Raw genomic sequence first — 17102 nt, forward strand, 5'->3', positions numbered from 1 at the left:
ATCCACCGTAGCGAAGGACTAATCCAGCAGCGTACGGTCCGACAGGCTGGCGCCCTTGATCTTGGCGAACTGCTGCGTGAGCTGCTCGGCCGTGATCGTCTTCTTGGCCTCCTCGTCGACCTCGAGGACGATCTGGCCCTCGTGCATCATGATGAGCCTGTTGCCCAGCTCGATGGCCTGGTGCATGTTGTGCGTCACCATCAGCGTCGTGAGGCGGTGTCGCTCCACGGCCTCGCCGGTCAGGCGGGTGATGAGTGCGGCCCTCGCCGGGTCGAGGGCGGCCGTGTGCTCGTCGAGCAGCAGGATGGCGGGCTGCGCGTAGGTGGCCATCAGCAGGCTGAGCGCCTGGCGCTGGCCCCCGGACAGCATGCCCACCCGCATGTCGAGCCGGTTCTCCAGGCCCAGCTCCAGCGTGCCCAGGGCCTCCTTGAAGACGGCCCGCTTGGGGCCGGTGACGGCCATCCGCAGGCCGCGGCGCGCGCCGCGCTCGAACGCGATGGCCAGGTTCTCCTCGATGGTGAGGTGCGGCGACGTGCCGGCCATCGGGTCCTGGAACACGCGCGCGACCCACTTGGCGCGCTGGTGCTCCGGGGTGCGGCTGACGTTCCTGCCGTCGATGATCACCTGGCCGCCGTCGACCGGGTAACGCCCGGAGATGACGTTGAGCATGGTGGACTTGCCGGCGCCGTTGGAGCCGATGACGGTGACGAAGTCGCCCTCGTGCAGGGTGAGGTCGATGGCGTCGAGCGCGACCCGCTCGTTGACGGTGCCGGGGAAGAAACGCTTCGTGACGGAGGCGAGTTGAAGCATCAGGCGACTCCTGCCTCTGCGGCCTGGCGACGACGACGCGTGCGGCGCAGGTTCTTGAGCGGACCCCACTGCGGCAGCACCAGGGCGAGCACGACGAGGACCGCCGAGATGAGCTTCATGTCGTTGGGGTTGAAGCCGTTGTTGAGGGCGATCTGGATGACGCCGCGGTAGATGACCGAGCCCAGCGCGGCCGCCAGCACGGCCTGCCACACGGCGGTCATGCCGAAGATCGCCTGGCCCACGATGACGGAGGCGAGGCCGGCGACGATGAGGCCGATGCCCATGGAGATGTCGGAGAAGCCCTGGTACTGGGCCACGAGCGCGCCGCAGAGGGCGACCATGCCGTTGGAGATCATCAGGCCGACCACCTTGGTGACGCCGGTGTTGATGCCCTGCGAGCGGGCCATCATCTCGTTGTCGCCGGTGGCGCGCAGGGACACGCCGAAGCTGGTGCCGAGGAACCAGTAGACGACCAGGCCGACCACCAGCACGACCACCGCGAACGCCAGCACCGACATCCAGGTGCCCAGCAGCCGCTCACCGCGGAACCAGCTGAACAGGGTGTCGGTGCGCAGCAGCGGCACGTTGGCCTTGTTGCCCATGATCCGCAGGTTGATGGAGTAGAGCGCGATCTGGGTGAGGATGCCCGCCAGGAGGGGGTTGATGTTGCCCCACACGTGGAGCAGGCCCGTGACGGCGCCGGCCAGCATGCCGGAGACCGCCCCGGCGATCATCGCGGCCCAGATCGGCACCCCGTTCACGAGCAGGATGGCGCAGGTGGCCGCTCCCGTCGTGAACGAGCCGTCCACCGTCAGGTCGGGGAAGTCCAGGACCCGGTAGGTGAGGTAGACGCCCAGCGCCATGATGGCGTAGAGCAGGCCGATCTCGAGCGCGATGATCATGTGGGTGACTCAGAACTTCTTGGTGGCGCGGTCGACGACGGCGGCGGGCAGTTCGATGCCCTGGGCGGCGGCGGCCTCTTCGTTGACGAACAGGTCGAACTGCTTCTGCGTCTCGACGGGGATCTCGGAGGCGGGGGTACCCTCCAGCATCTTCAGGAGCACCGCGGCGGCGTCCTTGCCCTGCTGGGTGTAGTTCACCGACAGGCCGGCGGCCGCGCCGCGCTCCATGGTCGACTCGTCCGAGGCGAAGACGGCCACCGACTTCTGTTCGGCGACCTGCACGAGCGACTCTGCGGCCGAGACCACCGTGTTGTCGGTGGGGATCAGGTAGGCGTCGACGTCGAGCGACTCGGCGGCCTGCTGGACCTCGGCGGAGTTGGTGACGGTGGCGGTCTTGATCTCGAGCCCACGGGACTCTGCGGCCTTCTGGGCCTCCTGGACCTGCACCTCCGAGTTCACCTCACCGGAGGAGTACACGATGCCGACGCTGGCGGCCTCCGGCAGGACCTCCTTGATGAGGTCGAGCTGGGCGTCCATGGGGTTCATGTCGGACACGCCCGTGATGTTGGCGTCCGGGGCTTCCCAGTCCTGCATGAGGCCCGCCGCGACGGGGTCGGTGACGGCGCCGAAGACGATCGGTCGGTCGGCGATGACGTTGGCCAGCGCCTGCGCGGTGGGCGTGGCGATGGCGAGGAAGCCGTCGTAGTCCGAGCTTGCGAACGTGTTGGCGATGTTGGTCAGGGTGGACTGGTCACCCTGCGCGTTCTGGAGGTCGATCTCGAGGTTCTCGCCCTCGGTGTAGCCGGCCTCTGCCATGGCCTCCGTGAAGCCCTCGGCCACGGCGTCGAGCGCCGGGTGGGAGACGATGGTGGCGATGCCGACCTTGTAGGACTCAGCGGGCGCGCCCTCCCCCTCGGGGGTGCCCTCGGTGGTGGAACCGCAGGCGGTCAGAGCGAGCGCGGCGATGGTGCCGAGCGCAGCAACCTTGAGTTTCATGTTTCTCCTTGCGCGAAAGGTGGTGCCTGTCAAGGGTAGGGTTCCCGCGCCTGCCGGGGCGCCGGCGTCCATCCCTCAGTCGGTGGTGGACGCCCGGTCGAGGACCTCCTGCGGGATGGCCACGCCCATGCGTTCGGCGGCCTCCGCGTTGACGACGGTCTCGAGCGATTCCTGCAGCTGCACGGGGGTTTCGGCCGGTGCTGCCCCCTCCAGGATCTCGACGATCATCCGGGCCGTCTGCAGGCCCTGGGCCTTGTAGTCGGTGGCGAGCGCGGCGGCCGCGCCGCGTGCCACGGAGTCGGGGTCGGAGCTGACCAGCAGCGCCTGCTTCTGCTCGGCGACCTGCACCATCGACTCCATGGCGGACACGACGGTGTTGTCGACCAGGGTGAAGTAGGCGTCGACGTCGAGGGACTCGGCCGCCTGCTGCACCTCCGACGAATTCTGGATGGTGGCGGTCTTGATCTCGATGCCGAGTTCCTTGCCTGCCTCGATGGCTGCCTCTGCCTGGACCTGCGCGTTGACCTCGGAGGCCGAGTAGACGATGCCCACGGTCTCGACGGTGGGGTCGATCTCGAGGATGAGCTTCAACTGCTGGTCGGTCGGCAGCTGGTCGGAGGTACCGGTCACGTTGCCGCCGGGCGCCTCCATCGAGTCCACCAGCGCGGCGGCGACGGGGTCGGTCACGGACGCGAACACGATGGGCCGGTCCTGGATGACCTGCGCCAGCGCCTGGGCGGGAGGCGTCGCGATGGCGACGAACAGGTCGTGGTCGGAGCCCGCGTAGGTGTTGGCGATGTTGGTGAGGGTCGCCTGGTCGCCCTGGGGGTTCTGGAACTCGAGGGTGAGGTTCTCGCCCTCGACGTAGCCTGCGTCGGCGAGTCCTTCCTTGACGCCTTCCCAGATGAGGTCGAGCGACGGGTGCGACACGATGGTCACGCCACCGATCGACACGCTCTCGGGGGCGCTCTCCTGCGCTCCGCAACCGGTCAGCAGCAGGGCGGCCACCGTGGCGCCTGCAAGAACTCGTCGCAGCATTCAACTCTCCTCTGGGCGAAAACTATCCAGAACCTTATCGGTAAATGCGAAGGGGCCCCGCGATGGGGGCCCCTTCGGTGCTCACGTCACTTGGACTCTGCGGCGTCCTCGTCGGCGGCGGCCTCGTCGGCCGCGGCTTCCTCGGTGGCCTCGGCCTCGGCGGGGGCCTCTTCGGTCTCCTCAGCCTCGGTGGCCTCCTCGACCTCTTCGACCTCGGCCTCCTCAGCCTTGGGCTCCTCGGCCGGAGCGGCCTTGGTGGCCTTCTTCGGGGCGACGGCCTCGGTCACCAGCTCGATCACGGCCATCGGCGCGTTGTCACCCTTGCGGGGGCCGACCTTGGTGATGCGGGTGTAGCCACCGTCGCGACCCTCGAAGGTGGGGGCGATCTCGTCGAACAGGCGACGCACCACGTCCACGTCGGTGACCGACTGCAGCACCTGGCGACGGTTGTGCAGGTCGCCGCGCTTGGCCTTGCTGATCAGTCGCTCGGCGACCGGCTGCAGGAGACGCGCGCGGGTCTCGGTGGTGGTGATGCGGCCGTGCTCGAAGAGCTGGGTGGCCAGGTTGCGCAGGATGTGGCGCTGGTGGGTGGGGCTACCGCCCAGACGGGGGCCCTTGGTCGGCTTAGGCATTGGTCAATTTCTCCAGTGTGAGTAGCGGTGTGGGCGGTCAGTACTGCTCGGTCTCGGCGAAGTCAGCGTCTTCGTCGTTGTCCTCGTCGTAACGCTCGATGGCCTGCATCGGGTCGAAGCCGGGGTGCGAGTCGCGCAGCGACAGGCCGAGGTTGGCGAGCGTGTCGCGCACCTCGTCGATCGACTTGCTGCCGAAGTTGCGGATGTCGAGCAGGTCCTCTTCGCTGCGGGCGACGAGCTCACCCACGGTGTGGATGCCCTCGCGCTTGAGGCAGTTGTAGGAACGCACGGACAGTTCCAGGTCCTCGACCGGGAGGTTCAGCGACTCGGCGATCTGCTCGTCGACCGGCGACGGGCCGATCTCGATGCCCTCGGCGTCCACGTTGAGCTCGCGGGCCAGGCCGAAGAGTTCGACGAGGGTGGTGCCGGCGGAGGCGACGGCGTCACGCGGGGTCATCGACGGCTTGGTCTCGACGTCGACGATCAGGCGGTCGAAGTCGGTGCGCTGGGCGACACGGGTGGCCTCGACCTTGTAGGTCACCTTGAGGACCGGCGAGTAGATCGAGTCGACCGGGATGCGGCCGATCTCGGAATCGGGGTCCTTGTTCAGCGCGGCGCTGACGTAACCGCGGCCCCGCTCGACGACGAGTTCCATCTCGAGCTTGCCCGACTCGTTGAGCGTGGCGATGTGCATCTCGGGGTTGTGGATCTCGACACCGGCCGGGGGCTGGATGTCACCGGCGGTGACGGAGCCGGCGCCGGCCTTGCGCAGGTACATGACGACGGGCTCGTCCTCCTCCGAGGACAGCACGAGGCCCTTGAGGTTGAGGATGATCTCGGTGACGTCCTCGACGACGCCCTCCACCGTGGAGAACTCGTGCTGGTTGCCTTCGATCTTGATGCTGGTGACCGAGGCGCCCGGGATGGACGACAGCAGGGTGCGACGCAGCGAGTTGCCGAGCGTGTAGCCGAAGCCGGGCTCGAGCGGCTCGATGACGAAGCGCGAGCGGTGGTCGGAGACCACCTCTTCCGTGAGGACGGGACGCTGTGCGATGAGCATTGGTGTTCCTTCCCGCGCCAACCGCTATATGAAGGCGCGATAAGTGCTGGGACCCGACCATCGGGCCCAGCGCCCCGCCCGGAGCGAGCCGGGCGGGGCGGTGGTGGGGCTGACGCCCCGATGGATCACTTCGAGTAGAGCTCGACGATCATCTGCTCCTGGACGTCGATCACGATCTGCTCGCGGACGGGGAGCTGGTGCACGAGGATGCGCATGCGGTTGGGCCGCGCTTCGAGCCATGCGGGGACCGAACGCTCGCCGTGGGTCTCACGGGCGATGACGAACGGGGTGAGGTTCAGCGACTTCTCGGTCACGTCGATGATGTCCTTGGCGCGGACGCGGTACGACGGGATGTTGACGCGCTGACCGTTGACCAGGAAGTGGCCGTGGACGACGAGCTGACGGGCCTGACGGCGGGTCTGCGCGAAGCCTGCGCGGTACACGACGTTGTCGAGGCGCGACTCGAGGATCTGCAGCAGACGGTCACCGGTCTTGCCGGGGTGACGGTCGGCCTCTTCGTAGTAGCGACGGAACTGCTTCTCGAGCACGCCGTAGGCGAAACGTGCCTTCTGCTTCTCACGGAGCTGCAGCGAGTACTCGGAGTCCTTCGTGCGCCCGCGGCCGTGCTGGCCCGGGGGGTACGGACGACGCTCGAACGCCTTGTCGTTGCCGACGAGGTCGATCCCGAGGCGACGGGACTTCTTGGTGATCGGGCCGGTGTAACGAGCCATGATGTGTGTGTCCTATTCTCTCTCGGGCCGGATCAGACGCGACGGCGCTTCGGCGGACGGCAGCCGTTGTGCGGCGTGGGGGTCACGTCGGAGATGGCGCCGACCTCCAGGCCGACGGCACCGAGCGAACGGATGGCGGTCTCGCGGCCGGAGCCGGGGCCCTTGACGAACACGTCGACGCGCTTCATGCCGTGCTCCATGGCGCGGCGACCAGCGGCCTCAGCGGCCATCTGGGCGGCGAACGGGGTCGACTTGCGCGAGCCCTTGAAGCCGACGGTGCCGGCGGAGGCCCACGAGATCACGGCGCCCGTGGGGTCGGTGATCGAGATGATGGTGTTGTTGAAGGTGCTCTTGATGTGCGCCTGACCGGCGAGCACGTTCTTCTTTTCCTTGCGGCGGCCCTTGGTCTTGGCGCCGGCCTTGCGGCTTGCAGTAGCCATAAGTTTTTAAGTCTCCTTGAGTCCTTGTGGGAAGGCGCTCACCCGGGGGTCAGCGTGCCTTCTTCTTGCCGGCGACGGCCTTCTTCTTGCCCTTGCGGGTGCGGGCGTTGGTGCGGGTGCGCTGACCACGGACCGGGAGACCGCTGCGGTGGCGGCGGCCCTGGTAGTTGCCGATCTCGACCTTGCGGCGGATGTCGGCGGCGGTGCTACGACGGAGGTCACCCTCGATCTCGTAGTTGCCTTCGATGTGGTCGCGCAGCGCGACGAGCTGGTCGTCGGTCAGCTGGTGGACGCGGAGATCGCCGGAGACTCCAGTCGCGGCGAGGGTTTCGGCGGCGCGGGTACGGCCGATGCCGAAGATGTAGGTGAGTGCGACCTCAAGGCGCTTTTCGCGCGGCAGGTCAACACCAACGAGGCGTGCCATCAGGCGGTTTCCTTTCGTGGGCGAAGGTATGGGCGTGACGCATCCCCGCCGCCTGTGGCGCTCGGCTCGAGCGCCGACGGGGCCTTGGCCTTCGTCCAAGGGTGGTCGATCCCGCTGGGGGATCTAGCTATCACGTTGTTTCAGTTGTCTGGCGGGGCTGGGCTACTGGAGCCGCTGCCCGCGGTGGCCTGTGATCAGCCCTGGCGCTGCTTGTGGCGCGGGTTGTCGCAGATCACCATCACACGACCGTGCCGGCGAATGACCTTGCACTTGTCGCAGATCTTCTTGACGCTCGGCTGAACCTTCATCGAGCAACCTTTTCAATCGGCGACTGGGAGCGCAGGGCGCGCCCAATCTTGTGGTGGATGAGCTGTGGTCGAAGCGTAACGGGCACGCGGGCGCGCACGGACATGACGACCGAGGGACAACTCTACGCGACGGGCCCCCGGAAGGCAAAAGCGTGCGCGCTGCGTCCGCGCCATGCGGCCCGCCCCCGCGTGCGCTCATCGCACGCTGGAGCGGATGCGCAGTTCCGGGGTGAGCCTGACCACGCTCGGCGGGGCGCCCTCGATGGCCCGCACGAGGAGTTCGACGGCGGAGCGGCCGAGTTCCACGAAGGGCTGGGCCACCGTCGTGAGCGGCGGGCTGTAGTACCGGGCGCCGGCCAGGTCGTCGAAGCCGACGACGCTGACCTGCCCGGGCACGTCGACCCCGGCACCCCGTAGGGCGGCGAGCAGGCCGACGGCCATGGCGTCGTTGCCGCAGAGGATGCCGTCGGGGAGCTCTCCCCCGGCGACGAGTTCGAGGCCGAGCGCGTAGCCGCTGTCGGGGCTCCAGTCGCCCTCCAGGATGGGCAGCACCTCCAGCCCTGCCCCATCCAGGGTCGAGCGCCAACCGCGGGCACGTGCCCGGGCGTCGAACCAGGCCAGGGGCCCGGAGAGGTGCACGATGCGCCGGCAGCCACGTTCGACCAGGTGGCGGGTGCCCAGCCGGCCGCCCAGTTCCTGGTCGACGCTCGCGACGTGGAACTCGGCGTCCGGCCCGGCGTCGGCCACCAGTACCGTCGGGATCCCGCGCGCGTGCGTGCGGGCCAGGTCTGCGACGCGCTCGAAGGGTGCCACGATGACGAGCCCCTCGACGCCGCGGTCGCGGAAGTTGCGCAGCACGTCCTCCAGGGCGCCCTGCTCGAACTGCTCCAGGGCCCCGACCAGCGTCGAGTAGCCAGCGGCCCGGGCCGCCACCTCGATGCCGCCGACCGCACTGGTGGGGCCGAGGTACTGCGCCCCCGTCCAGACCACGCCCAGCAGGGCCGTCTGCTGGGTCACCAGCGAACGGGCCGCCAAGTTGCGGGTGAAGCCCAGCTCGCGCATCGCGGTGTGGACCCGTTCTGCCGTGGCGGGCCGCACGGTGTCGGGCTCGTTGAGCACGCGGGAGACCGTCTGGTGCGACACTCCCGCCAACCCGGCCACGGCCCGGATCCCGGGTGGTCGCCCACGCCTCTCCGCCATTTGACTAGCCCCTCGCCACTGCGCGTCACACGCCCTGGGTCAGACGGTGGTAGGCCGCTTCGAGCCTCAGGTCACGCGCGAAGCCGCGCGCAGTGGTGTCGGCATCGATGACGGCCAGCTCCATGCCGGCGATCTCGGCCAGGTCCTCCCACATCTCGCGGGAGGTCGCCGTCGTCATCACGGTGTGGTGCGCGGCGCCGGAGGTGAGCCAGCACTCGGCCGAGGTGGCGAAATCGGGCTCCGGGACCCAGACGGCCCTCGCCACCGGCAGGTTCGGCAGCGGCTCGTCGGGCTCCACGTTGCGCACGACGTTCATCGTGAGGCGGAACCGCTCGCGCATGTCCGACATCGCGACCACGAGCGCCGGGCCCGGGTCGGCGTCGAAGACCATGCGGACCGGGTCCTCGCGGTCGCCGATGCCGAGGGGGTGGATCTCGACCCGGGGCTTCGCAGTGGTGAGCGTGGGGCAGATCTCCAGCATGTGGGCGCCGAGGATCTTCTCCTCGCCGGCGACCATGTGGTAGCAGTAGTCCTCCATCAGCGAGGCACCGCCGGGCAGGCCGTGGCCCATCACCTTCGCTGCTCGCACGAGGATGGCGGTCTTCCAGTCACCCTCGGCACCGAAACCGTAGCCGTCGGCCATCAGGCGCTGGACGGCGAGGCCGGGCAGCTGCTTGAGCCCGCCGAGGTCCTCGAAGTTCGTCGTGAAGGCCCCGAACCCGCCTTCGACGAGGAAGGCGCGCAGGCCGATCTCCTGGCGTGCGGCGTAGCGCAGCGACTCGTGGCGCTCGGCTCCCCTCCGCAGCTCGGGTGCCACGTCGTAGCGGTCCTCGTACTCGGCGACGAGCGCGTCGACCTCCGCCTCGTCGACCGCGTCGACGGCGGCCACCAGGTCGTTGACGCCCCAGGTGTTGACCGAGACCCCGAGCCGCACCTCGGCCTCGGTCTTGTCGCCCTCGGTGACCGCGACGTTGCGCATGTTGTCGCCGAAGCGTGCCAAGCGCAGGTCGTGGAGCGCGTCCCAGCCGGCCGCAGCCCTGGCCCAGGTGCCGACCTTGGCCTGCACCGCCGGATCCGACGCGTGGCCGACGACGGTGCGGCGCGCCTTGCCGAGCCGGGACAGGATGTAGGCGTACTCGCGGTCCCCGTGGGCGGCCTGGTTGAGGTTCATGTAGTCCATGTCGATGGTCGCCCACGGCAGCTCCGCGGACGCCTGCGTGTGCAGGTGCAACAGGGGCTTGTCCAGCGCCCCGAGTCCGAGGATCCACATCTTCGCGGGCGAGAACGTGTGCATCCAGGTGATCACGCCGATGCAGGCGGGGTCTGCGTTCGCGGCGAGCATCTCGGCGCGGATGGCGTCGCGGTCCCTCAGCGTGGGGCGCCACACCACCTTCACGGGGATGTCGTCGGCGCCGTCGAGCAGCGCCGCCACGTTGCGCGACTGCTCTGCCACCTGCTCCAGAGTCTCCGGGCCGTAGAGGTCCTGCGACCCGGTGAGGAACCAGATCTCCTTGGTCTCGAATGGGTTGCGCATCAGTTCTCCTGTTCCTCGGCCTGCTGGCCGTAGACGTTCTGGTACCTGTCGTACAGGCGGGCGACGTCCGCATCGTCGATGCGGAGCGGTTCGCCGAGCTGGCGCGCGATGTGGATGGTGCGCGCCACCTCCTCCACCATCACCGCGGCCTTGACGGCAGCGCGGGCGTCCTTGCCGATGGTGAACGGTCCGTGGTTGGCCATCAGGACGGCCGGGCTGTTGGAATCGCGCAGGGTCTCGACGATGCCCCTGCCGATCGAGTCGTCCCCGATGAGCGCGAAGGGCCCGACGGGTACGTCGCCCCCGAACTCGTCGGCCATCATCGTGAGCACGCACGGGATGGGTTCGCGGCGGGCGGCCCACGCCGTCGCGTAGGTCGAATGCGTGTGCACCACACCGCCCACCTCGGGCATGTGGCGGTACACGTAGGCGTGGGCGGCGGTGTCCGACGACGGGCTCAGGGCATCGGGGGTGCCGTCGACGATCTTGCGCCCGTCGAGGGTGCACACGACCATGACGTCGGGCCCCAGCTCGTCGTAGGACACGCCCGAGGGCTTGATGACGAAGAGGTCGAGGCCGGGCACGCGTTCGGACACGTTGCCGGCGGTCCAGACGACCAGCTCGTTGCGGGGCAGCTCAGCGTGGAGCCTGGCCACGCGCTCCCGTGTGGCAGCGACGGCTGCCTGCTCACCGGGGGTTAGTTGGGACAGCACGACGGGCACCATTGCCTCCTAGATGTGAACGTTCACTTTATGATGCCACATCATGTCGCGCCTGGGGGTTGGGGGCAAGAGAAAGGCGCCGCCGGTCCGGGAGGACCAGACAGCGCCTGCGCAAGGTGCGGCCGTAGCCGCACGTCTCACTTGTGTCGGTAGACGATGCGGCCGCGGGTCAGGTCGTAGGGCGACAACTCCACGACGACGCGGTCCGACGGCAGGATACGGATGTAGTGCTGCCGCATCTTGCCGCTGATGGTGGTCAGGACCTTGTGGCCGTTGGCCAGTTCGACGCGGAACATCGCGTTCGGCAGGGCCTCGACCACGGTGCCCTCGAGTTCGAGGGCTCCCTCTTTCTTCGCCATAAACTCTCTTCTGTTCGCCACCGGGCGCTCTGAGCGCGCGCCGGATGATACTCCAAGAGGCAACTTTACGCCCACTTGCGCCGCTGGCCAAACCCCGGGCGCCACGTGACTGCCCACTACGCTGTGCCCATGGCCTTCTTCGCTGTGCGTTACACCTACACCGACGACACCGCCGGGCTCGACCGCGTGCGCCCCAGCCACCGCTCGTTCCTCGCCTCGCTCACCGACGGTCCGCTCGTGGCCAGCGGCCCGTTGGCCGGGGCGGACCAGCCCAGCGCGCTCCTGCTGCTGCGCGCCGAATCGGCCGCAGAGGTGACGGGTGCCCTGGATCCGGACCCCTTCTGGGAGGCGGGCCTCATCGCCGAGCGTGCCGTCGAGGAGTGGAACCCGATCATCGGCATCTTCGCCGAGAACTGAGCCCCCTGAGCCAGCTGGGCCCCACTGGGGCGGCACAACGCTAGGCGACCTCACCCTCCGCCACCGCCCACGTGTTGCAGTCATTCATCGTGGCGGCGTAGAGCCCGCGCGTGCCCCAGTACAGCAGGGACTCACGCGAACCGTGCACGCCATCGGCCCGCATGGTCTCCAAGCGGGCAACCCACGAGTCGTACTGCTCCTGCCCGAACCCGATCGCCTCGTTGTGCCTCGTCATGGCGGCGGACCAGCAGGTGGCCTGCAGTTCCGCCCGCCGCTCCGTCGACGGCGCGTCGGCCATGGCCGTCTTGGCGCGGGTGATGCCGGCCAGGCTCTGCAGGTGGTGGCCGTACTCATGGTTGACCATTTCGTTGATCGACAGGTCCCACGTGCGGGCCATGTCGAAGTGGCGGGCGCCGAAATGCACGCTGCCGCCCCCGGCGGAGCAGTAGAAGGCGGGCGCCTCGAGGTAGCCGCACTCACTGTCGTCGCCCTCGCCGGAGAAGAAGTGCACCCGGGGAGCCGCCGTCGGCCAGCCGAGCCGCTGCAGGATCGGCGCCCAGGAGCGGTGCACGCAGTACCACTGGTCCCGCACGGCCGACTCCCAGGCGGTGACGCTGTCGACCGTCTGCGGCTGCGCGCAGCGCTCCAGTGTCACAGGGGGCAGCGCGTCGAGCGGCGTGACCTGGGCCTCGTGGAACGGCGACGACGGGTCGGGCTCCGGGATCTCCTCCCACCTGCGCTCGGGCAGCTCCCACTCCCCCGCGCCCGGTTCGGGGGCGGCCACCCCGCCGTCGTGGGTGGGCCCCTGGGGCGGTGAGAGCAAGCGGTGGCCGATCAACCCGAAGGACAGCACCGCCACCAGGAGGATGGCCGCAGCGCCCAGCACCAACCCGCGAGGAAAGCGGCGCTTGGCCCGCCGGGGGCGGACCCGGCGTGCGGGGTCGCGCATCGGTCACCCCCTGTCTGCTGCACTGCGTGCAGCAACTATCTCAGAAGATGAGCAGGAGGAGGATGATCAACACCGCCACCAACGAGACCCCCACGATGCCGACGAGCGCCGCCACGGGCACCAGGCTGCGGGCCTCGGACACCTGCCCTGCGGGTGGGCCACCCTGCTCGACGATGGCCGGAACGGACGTGGCCGCTGCAGGCAGCTTCTCCATGACCGGCACGAGGTCACCCAGCGTCCGGGCGTCGTAGACGACGTCCATGGCCGCGGCGTACTCGTCGTGGGTGAGCCTGCCGTCGGCGAACGCGTCGTTGAGCCGCTGCGTGATGGACGACCGCTCCGTCTCGTCGACGGGGTCATTGGCGCGTTGCAGATACTTCGAGCTGGGAGGCAGCGGCATGGTCCCCATCATAGGCGGCGGGGCAGGTGCCTCAGTCGGCGAGCGGGCCGAACAGCTCCCCGAGGCGGGCGGCGCCACCGTCGTGCTCGGTCAACACCCAGATGCCCTTCTCCGTGATCGCGACCGTGTTCTCCCAGTGCGAGCCGTTGGAACCGTCACGGCTGACGACGGTCCAGTCGTCGTCGAGTTCGAGCGTCTGGTGGGTGCCCGTGGTGAGCATCGGCTCGATGGCCAGGGCCATGCCCACCGAGAGGCGCGGGGTGGGGCGGCGGCGGTGCCAGTTGGGCACGTCGGGCTCCATGTGCATCTCGGAGCCGATGCCGTGTCCCGTGTACTCGCGCAGGGTGCCGTAACGGGTGGGCAGGCCCTTGACGTAGCCCTCGATGGCCTTGGAGACGTCGCCCACGCGGCCCCCGTCGCGCATCGCGGCCGCACCGGCCCAGAAGGCCTCACGGGTGGCGGCGATCAGCGCCTCGTCCTCCGGAGCGCCCGCGCCCACGATGATCGTGCGGGCCGCGTCGCCGTGCCAGCCGTCCACGATGGCGCCGAAGTCGATCGAGACGACGTCGCCCTCCTGCAGGACGCGCTCGCCGGGGATCCCGTGGACCAGCTCGTTGTTGGTCGAGATGCAGGCGACACCCGGGAACGGCGCGCCGTAGTCGGCCCCGTAGCCGAGGAACGAGGACGTGGCGCCGTGGCGGGCGAGGACCTCGCGGCCGACCGCGTCGACCTCTGCGGTGGTGACGCCCGCCCTGGCGGCGGCGACCATCGCGTCGAGCCCTTCAGCGACGACGAGGCCCGCCCTGCGCATGAGACGCAGTTCGTCCGGCGTCTTGAGTTCGATCATCGTCACTGCTGGCTGACGTGCGCGTCGAGCTCGCCGAACATGCGCTGGCGCACCTCGTCGACGGTGCCGGTGCCCTCGACGTCGACGAGGAGGCCCTTGGACTCATAGTGGAACAGCAGCGGTGCGGTCTGGCCGGCGTAGACCTCCATGCGGCGGCGGATCGTGTCGGCGTTGTCGTCGGCCCGGCCTTCCTTGATGGCGCGGTCCAGCAGTCGCTGGACGAGGGCCTCGGGCTCCACGTGCAGCGAGACGACGGCGTCGAGCCGCTCGCCCCGCTCCGACAGGTACCGGTCGAGGAAGTGCACCTGGTGCATGGTGCGCGGGAAGCCGTCGAGCAGGAAGCCGGGCTCGCAATCTGGCTGCGCCAGCCTGTCGGCCACGATCTCCTCGGTCACGTCGTCGGGTACGTACTCCCCCGCGTCGATGATCTCCTTGACCTTGACGCCGAGCGGCGTCTGGTTCTTGATGTTGAACCGGAAGATGTCGCCGGTGGAGATCGCGGGGACACCGTAGCGGTCGGCCAACGCCGTTGCCTGCGTGCCCTTCCCAGCTCCGGGGGCACCCATGATCAGGAGCTTCACCGCAGGAAGCCCTCGTAGTTGCGCTGCTGGAGCTGGCTCTCGATCTTCTTGACCGTGTCAAGCGCGACGCCGACGATGATCAGGATCGAGGTACCGCCGAACGGGAAGTTCTGCTGGGCACCCACGGCCATGAACGCGATGGTCGGGATGAGCGCGACGACGGCCAGGTAGAGCGAGCCAGGTGCGGTCAGGCGCGACAGCACGTAGGCGAGGTAGCGCTCGGTGGGCTTGCCTGCACGGATGCCAGGGATGAAGCCACCGTACTTCTTCATGTTGTCCGAGACTTCCTCGGGGTTGAAGGTGATGGACACGTAGAAGTAGCAGAACGCCACGATGAGGACGAACTGGATCACGTTGTAGACCCACGAGTACACGCCGGTGCCGGTGAAGTTCGCCTGGATCCACTGCGAGAAGGCGCTCTCCGGGCGGAACGTGGCGTAGAGCACGGGCAGGTACATGATCGACGAGGCGAAGATGACCGGGATGACGCCGGACTGGTTGACCTTCAGCGGGATGTAGGTGGTGGAGCCGCCCACGAGGCGACGACCCACCATGCGCTTGGCGTACTGCACCGGGATGCGGCGCTGGCCCTGCTCCACCCAGATGATGCCCAGCATCACGAGGAGGCCGATGCCGATCACGAGGAAGAACAGGATCCAGCCCGTGGCGCCCTGGTGCGACTGCTTGATGGACCACAGGCCCGTCGGGAAGCTGGCGACGATCTGGGTGAAGATCATGATCGACATGCCGTTGCCGACGCCGCGCTCGGTGATGAGCTCGCCCATCCACATGATGATGCCGGTGCCGGCGGTCATGACCATGACCATGGTGATGAGCGGGAAGAGTTCCTCCGAGTAGAGGATGCCCTCGCAGCCCGGCAGGAGCTGGCCGGTGCGGGCCAGCGTCACGAACGCGGTGGCGTTCAGGACTGCGAGCACCAGGGTGAGGTACCGGGTGTATTCGGTGATCTTCGCGGTGCCGGAGGCGCCCTCCTTCTTGAGGGCTTCCAGGCGCGGGATCACGACGGTGAGGAGCTGGAGGATGATCGACGCGGTGATGTAGGGCATGATGCCCAGCGCGAAGATCGTCAACTGCAACAGCGCACCACCGGAGAAGAGGTTGATGATGTTGTAGATGCCCGCGGACGGGCCCTGCGTGGCGATGGCCAGACATTCGTCGATGCGCGCCATGTTCACGTTCGGGGACGGGATCGTCGATCCCAGACGGAACACGGCGATGATGCCCAGCGTGAAGAGGAGCTTCTTGCGAAGGTCCGGCGTCCTCAACGCGTTAGCCAAGGCGGAGATCATCCGACCCTACTTTCCAGGTAGCAGATACGTATCCACCGTGCTTTTCGCAGCACGGCAACCAGGGCAGCCTACCAAGCTGGCGGTCCCGGCTGAAACTCAACTCACAGTGCGAGTGAGCGTGCACATGACGGCGGGGCGGCCCCGTCACCGGAGCCGCCCCGCAATCGTGTGTCTAGCGTGACCGGGTCACAGTGCCGTCACGGAGCCGCCAGCGGCCTCGAGCTTCTCCTTGGCGGAGTTCGAGAACGCGTGGGCGGTCACGTTGAGGGCCACGGACACCTCGCCGTTGCCCAGCACCTTGACCAGGTTGCCTGCGCGCACCGCGCCGGCCGCCACCAACTCGTCGACGCCCACTTCGCCGCCCTTGGGGAAGAGCTCAGCGATGCGGCCGACATTGACGACCTGGTACTCGACCCGGAACGGGTTCTTGAAGCCCTTGAGCTTCGGGAGGCGCATGTGCAGAGGCATCTGGCCACCCTCGAAGTTCGCGGGCGTGTTCTTGCGCGCGCCGGTGCCCTTGGTACCGCGACCGGCGGTCTTGCCCTTGGAGCCTTCACCGCGGCCAACACGGGTCTTGGCCGTCTTGGCGCCCGGGGCGGGCTGCAGATGATGCAGTTTCAGCGCCATCTCACTTCACCTCTTCCACGGTGACCAGGTGGGCAACGGTGCGGATCATGCCGATGACCTCGGGACGATCCTCCCGCACCACCGAGTCGCCGATGCGCTTGAGTCCGAGCGTACGCAGCGTGTCACGCTGGTACTGCTTGCCGCCGGCCGAGGACTTGGCCTGCGTGATCTTGAGCTCTGCCATCAGGAAGCCACCTCTTCCTTGGTCTCGCGGGCAGCTCGGAGGAGCGCCGCCGGGGCGACGTCCTCGACAGCCATGCCACGGCGCTTGGCCACGGCCTCAGGCTGCTCGAGCTTCTTGAGCGCGACCACGGTGGAGTGGACGACGTTGATGGCGTTCGGCGAGCCGAGCGACTTGGCGAGCACGTCGTGCACGCCGGCGCACTCGAGCACCGCACGGGTGGCACCGCCGGCGATGACACCGGTACCGGGGGACGCGGGGCGCAGCAGCACAACGCCGCCGGCCTTCTCGCCCTGGACCGGGTGCGGGATGGTGCGCTGGATCAGCGGCACGCGGAAGAAGTTCTTCTTGGCCTCCTCAACGCCCTTGGCGATGGCGGCCGGAACCTCCTTCGCCTTGCCGTAGCCGACGCCCACCATGCCCTCGCCGTCGCCGACGACGACCAGTGCGGTGAAGCTGAAGCGACGACCGCCCTGGACGACCTTGGCGACACGGTTGATCGCCACGACCTTCTCGAGGTACTTGTTCTCTTCCTTGGAAGCCTGCTGGCCACGACGATCGTCACGGCCACGACGCTCCCCCTGAGCACCGCCACGGCGCTGCTGGGTTTCACTCATCGTGATGTCCCTTTCCT

The 17102-nt window shown here is 68.5% G+C and carries 23 protein-coding genes; 1 reads left to right on the forward strand and 22 read right to left on the reverse strand.

Going from position 1 to position 17102, the window contains the following annotated elements:
• Positions 1-18: 18 nt before the first annotated feature.
• The 14 genes from ABEA30_RS12385 to infA form a co-directional block, all read right to left on the reverse strand.
• On the reverse strand, positions 19-810 hold the full coding sequence (locus tag ABEA30_RS12385; RefSeq protein WP_345583273.1) for an ABC transporter ATP-binding protein: 792 nt from the start codon (positions 808-810) through the stop codon (positions 19-21).
• Positions 810-1712 (reverse strand): ABC transporter permease, encoded by a 903-nt coding sequence (locus tag ABEA30_RS12390; RefSeq protein WP_345583275.1) that lies wholly within the window; start codon positions 1710-1712, stop codon positions 810-812. Before ABEA30_RS12390 ends, ABEA30_RS12385 begins: the two co-directional genes overlap by 1 nt.
• Positions 1713-1721: 9 nt before the next feature.
• Positions 1722-2708: an ABC transporter substrate-binding protein gene (locus ABEA30_RS12395; RefSeq protein WP_345583277.1), complete on the reverse strand. Its 987-nt coding sequence runs from the start codon at positions 2706-2708 to the stop codon at positions 1722-1724.
• A 75-nt stretch (positions 2709-2783) separates the two neighbouring features.
• Positions 2784-3746 (reverse strand): ABC transporter substrate-binding protein, encoded by a 963-nt coding sequence (locus ABEA30_RS12400; protein ID WP_345583279.1) that lies wholly within the window; start codon positions 3744-3746, stop codon positions 2784-2786.
• 86 nt (positions 3747-3832) lie between these two features.
• Positions 3833-4378, reverse strand: a complete 546-nt coding sequence (rplQ, locus tag ABEA30_RS12405; RefSeq protein WP_345583281.1) for a 50S ribosomal protein L17 — start codon at positions 4376-4378, stop codon at positions 3833-3835.
• A 37-nt stretch (positions 4379-4415) separates the two neighbouring features.
• Positions 4416-5438, reverse strand: a complete 1023-nt coding sequence (locus tag ABEA30_RS12410; RefSeq protein WP_345583283.1) for a DNA-directed RNA polymerase subunit alpha — start codon at positions 5436-5438, stop codon at positions 4416-4418.
• Positions 5439-5563: 125 nt separating this feature from the next.
• Positions 5564-6169 (reverse strand): 30S ribosomal protein S4, encoded by a 606-nt coding sequence (gene rpsD / locus ABEA30_RS12415; protein WP_345583285.1) that lies wholly within the window; start codon positions 6167-6169, stop codon positions 5564-5566.
• A gap of 32 nt (positions 6170-6201) precedes the next feature.
• A complete protein-coding gene (gene rpsK / locus ABEA30_RS12420) occupies positions 6202-6609 on the reverse strand; it encodes a 30S ribosomal protein S11 (RefSeq protein WP_345583287.1) in 408 nt (135 codons plus the stop codon).
• Positions 6610-6658: 49 nt separating this feature from the next.
• Entirely contained in the window at positions 6659-7033 is a 375-nt protein-coding gene (rpsM, locus tag ABEA30_RS12425) for a 30S ribosomal protein S13 (protein ID WP_345583289.1), read from the reverse strand.
• Positions 7034-7227: 194 nt separating this feature from the next.
• Positions 7228-7341, reverse strand: a complete 114-nt coding sequence (gene rpmJ, locus ABEA30_RS12430) for a 50S ribosomal protein L36 (protein WP_002514836.1) — start codon at positions 7339-7341, stop codon at positions 7228-7230.
• A gap of 195 nt (positions 7342-7536) precedes the next feature.
• Positions 7537-8541 carry a LacI family DNA-binding transcriptional regulator gene (locus ABEA30_RS12435; RefSeq protein WP_345583292.1) on the reverse strand — a complete coding sequence of 335 codons (1005 nt, stop codon included), beginning with the start codon at positions 8539-8541 and terminating at the stop codon, positions 7537-7539.
• Between the two features lie 25 nt (positions 8542-8566).
• Positions 8567-10075 (reverse strand): L-arabinose isomerase, encoded by a 1509-nt coding sequence (gene araA, locus ABEA30_RS12440; RefSeq protein ID WP_386084671.1) that lies wholly within the window; start codon positions 10073-10075, stop codon positions 8567-8569.
• Entirely contained in the window at positions 10075-10785 is a 711-nt protein-coding gene (locus ABEA30_RS12445) for an L-ribulose-5-phosphate 4-epimerase (protein ID WP_386084684.1), read from the reverse strand. Before ABEA30_RS12445 ends, araA begins: the two co-directional genes overlap by 1 nt.
• Positions 10786-10934: 149 nt before the next feature.
• Positions 10935-11156, reverse strand: a complete 222-nt coding sequence (gene infA / locus ABEA30_RS12450) for a translation initiation factor IF-1 (RefSeq protein WP_040284660.1) — start codon at positions 11154-11156, stop codon at positions 10935-10937.
• Between the two features lie 129 nt (positions 11157-11285).
• Between infA and ABEA30_RS12455 the strand changes: the two genes are divergently transcribed.
• A complete protein-coding gene (locus ABEA30_RS12455; RefSeq protein ID WP_345583298.1) occupies positions 11286-11573 on the forward strand; it encodes a YciI family protein in 288 nt (95 codons plus the stop codon).
• A gap of 40 nt (positions 11574-11613) precedes the next feature.
• Here the strand turns inward: ABEA30_RS12455 and ABEA30_RS12460 are convergent, their stop codons facing one another.
• From ABEA30_RS12460 to rpsE, 8 genes are all read right to left on the reverse strand, one after another.
• Positions 11614-12522 (reverse strand): neutral zinc metallopeptidase, encoded by a 909-nt coding sequence (locus ABEA30_RS12460; protein WP_345583300.1) that lies wholly within the window; start codon positions 12520-12522, stop codon positions 11614-11616.
• Positions 12523-12562: 40 nt separating this feature from the next.
• Complete coding sequence (locus tag ABEA30_RS12465) at positions 12563-12922, reverse strand: DUF1707 SHOCT-like domain-containing protein (RefSeq protein WP_345583302.1); 360 nt, start codon at positions 12920-12922, stop codon at positions 12563-12565.
• Positions 12923-12953: 31 nt separating this feature from the next.
• A complete protein-coding gene (gene map / locus ABEA30_RS12470; protein ID WP_345583304.1) occupies positions 12954-13769 on the reverse strand; it encodes a type I methionyl aminopeptidase in 816 nt (271 codons plus the stop codon).
• Positions 13770-13771: 2 nt separating this feature from the next.
• A complete protein-coding gene (locus ABEA30_RS12475; protein ID WP_345583305.1) occupies positions 13772-14350 on the reverse strand; it encodes an adenylate kinase in 579 nt (192 codons plus the stop codon).
• On the reverse strand, positions 14347-15660 hold the full coding sequence (secY, locus tag ABEA30_RS12480; protein ID WP_345583307.1) for a preprotein translocase subunit SecY: 1314 nt from the start codon (positions 15658-15660) through the stop codon (positions 14347-14349). Before secY ends, ABEA30_RS12475 begins: the two co-directional genes overlap by 4 nt.
• Before the next feature lie 186 nt (positions 15661-15846).
• Positions 15847-16287: a 50S ribosomal protein L15 gene (gene rplO / locus ABEA30_RS12485; RefSeq protein ID WP_345583309.1), complete on the reverse strand. Its 441-nt coding sequence runs from the start codon at positions 16285-16287 to the stop codon at positions 15847-15849.
• Position 16288: 1 nt separating this feature from the next.
• Positions 16289-16471 carry a 50S ribosomal protein L30 gene (rpmD, locus tag ABEA30_RS12490; protein ID WP_345583311.1) on the reverse strand — a complete coding sequence of 61 codons (183 nt, stop codon included), beginning with the start codon at positions 16469-16471 and terminating at the stop codon, positions 16289-16291.
• Positions 16471-17085: a 30S ribosomal protein S5 gene (gene rpsE / locus ABEA30_RS12495; protein WP_345583313.1), complete on the reverse strand. Its 615-nt coding sequence runs from the start codon at positions 17083-17085 to the stop codon at positions 16471-16473. Before rpsE ends, rpmD begins: the two co-directional genes overlap by 1 nt.
• Positions 17086-17102 lie beyond the last annotated feature (17 nt).

Source organism: Tessaracoccus lubricantis (assembly GCF_039544535.1).
In the GTDB taxonomy this organism is placed as follows: Bacteria; Actinomycetota; Actinomycetes; order Propionibacteriales; family Propionibacteriaceae; genus Arachnia; species Arachnia lubricantis.

Coding starts and splice junctions, on each gene's coding strand:
- ABEA30_RS12385 (WP_345583273.1), bottom strand. CDS start 810: ATGCTTCAACTCGCCTCCGTCACGAAGCGTTTCTTCCCCGGCACCGTC.
- ABEA30_RS12390 (WP_345583275.1), bottom strand. CDS start 1,712: ATGATCATCGCGCTCGAGATCGGCCTGCTCTACGCCATCATGGCGCTG.
- ABEA30_RS12395 (WP_345583277.1), bottom strand. CDS start 2,708: ATGAAACTCAAGGTTGCTGCGCTCGGCACCATCGCCGCGCTCGCTCTG.
- ABEA30_RS12400 (WP_345583279.1), bottom strand. CDS start 3,746: ATGCTGCGACGAGTTCTTGCAGGCGCCACGGTGGCCGCCCTGCTGCTG.
- rplQ (WP_345583281.1), bottom strand. CDS start 4,378: ATGCCTAAGCCGACCAAGGGCCCCCGTCTGGGCGGTAGCCCCACCCAC.
- ABEA30_RS12410 (WP_345583283.1), bottom strand. CDS start 5,438: ATGCTCATCGCACAGCGTCCCGTCCTCACGGAAGAGGTGGTCTCCGAC.
- rpsD (WP_345583285.1), bottom strand. CDS start 6,169: ATGGCTCGTTACACCGGCCCGATCACCAAGAAGTCCCGTCGCCTCGGG.
- rpsK (WP_345583287.1), bottom strand. CDS start 6,609: ATGGCTACTGCAAGCCGCAAGGCCGGCGCCAAGACCAAGGGCCGCCGC.
- rpsM (WP_345583289.1), bottom strand. CDS start 7,033: ATGGCACGCCTCGTTGGTGTTGACCTGCCGCGCGAAAAGCGCCTTGAG.
- rpmJ (WP_002514836.1), bottom strand. CDS start 7,341: ATGAAGGTTCAGCCGAGCGTCAAGAAGATCTGCGACAAGTGCAAGGTC.
- ABEA30_RS12435 (WP_345583292.1), bottom strand. CDS start 8,541: ATGGCGGAGAGGCGTGGGCGACCACCCGGGATCCGGGCCGTGGCCGGG.
- araA (WP_386084671.1), bottom strand. CDS start 10,075: ATGCGCAACCCATTCGAGACCAAGGAGATCTGGTTCCTCACCGGGTCG.
- infA (WP_040284660.1), bottom strand. CDS start 11,156: ATGGCGAAGAAAGAGGGAGCCCTCGAACTCGAGGGCACCGTGGTCGAG.
- ABEA30_RS12455 (WP_345583298.1), top strand. CDS start 11,286: ATGGCCTTCTTCGCTGTGCGTTACACCTACACCGACGACACCGCCGGG.
- ABEA30_RS12460 (WP_345583300.1), bottom strand. CDS start 12,522: ATGCGCGACCCCGCACGCCGGGTCCGCCCCCGGCGGGCCAAGCGCCGC.
- ABEA30_RS12465 (WP_345583302.1), bottom strand. CDS start 12,922: ATGCCGCTGCCTCCCAGCTCGAAGTATCTGCAACGCGCCAATGACCCC.
- map (WP_345583304.1), bottom strand. CDS start 13,769: ATGATCGAACTCAAGACGCCGGACGAACTGCGTCTCATGCGCAGGGCG.
- secY (WP_345583307.1), bottom strand. CDS start 15,660: ATGATCTCCGCCTTGGCTAACGCGTTGAGGACGCCGGACCTTCGCAAG.
- rplO (WP_345583309.1), bottom strand. CDS start 16,287: ATGGCGCTGAAACTGCATCATCTGCAGCCCGCCCCGGGCGCCAAGACG.
- rpmD (WP_345583311.1), bottom strand. CDS start 16,471: ATGGCAGAGCTCAAGATCACGCAGGCCAAGTCCTCGGCCGGCGGCAAG.
- rpsE (WP_345583313.1), bottom strand. CDS start 17,085: ATGAGTGAAACCCAGCAGCGCCGTGGCGGTGCTCAGGGGGAGCGTCGT.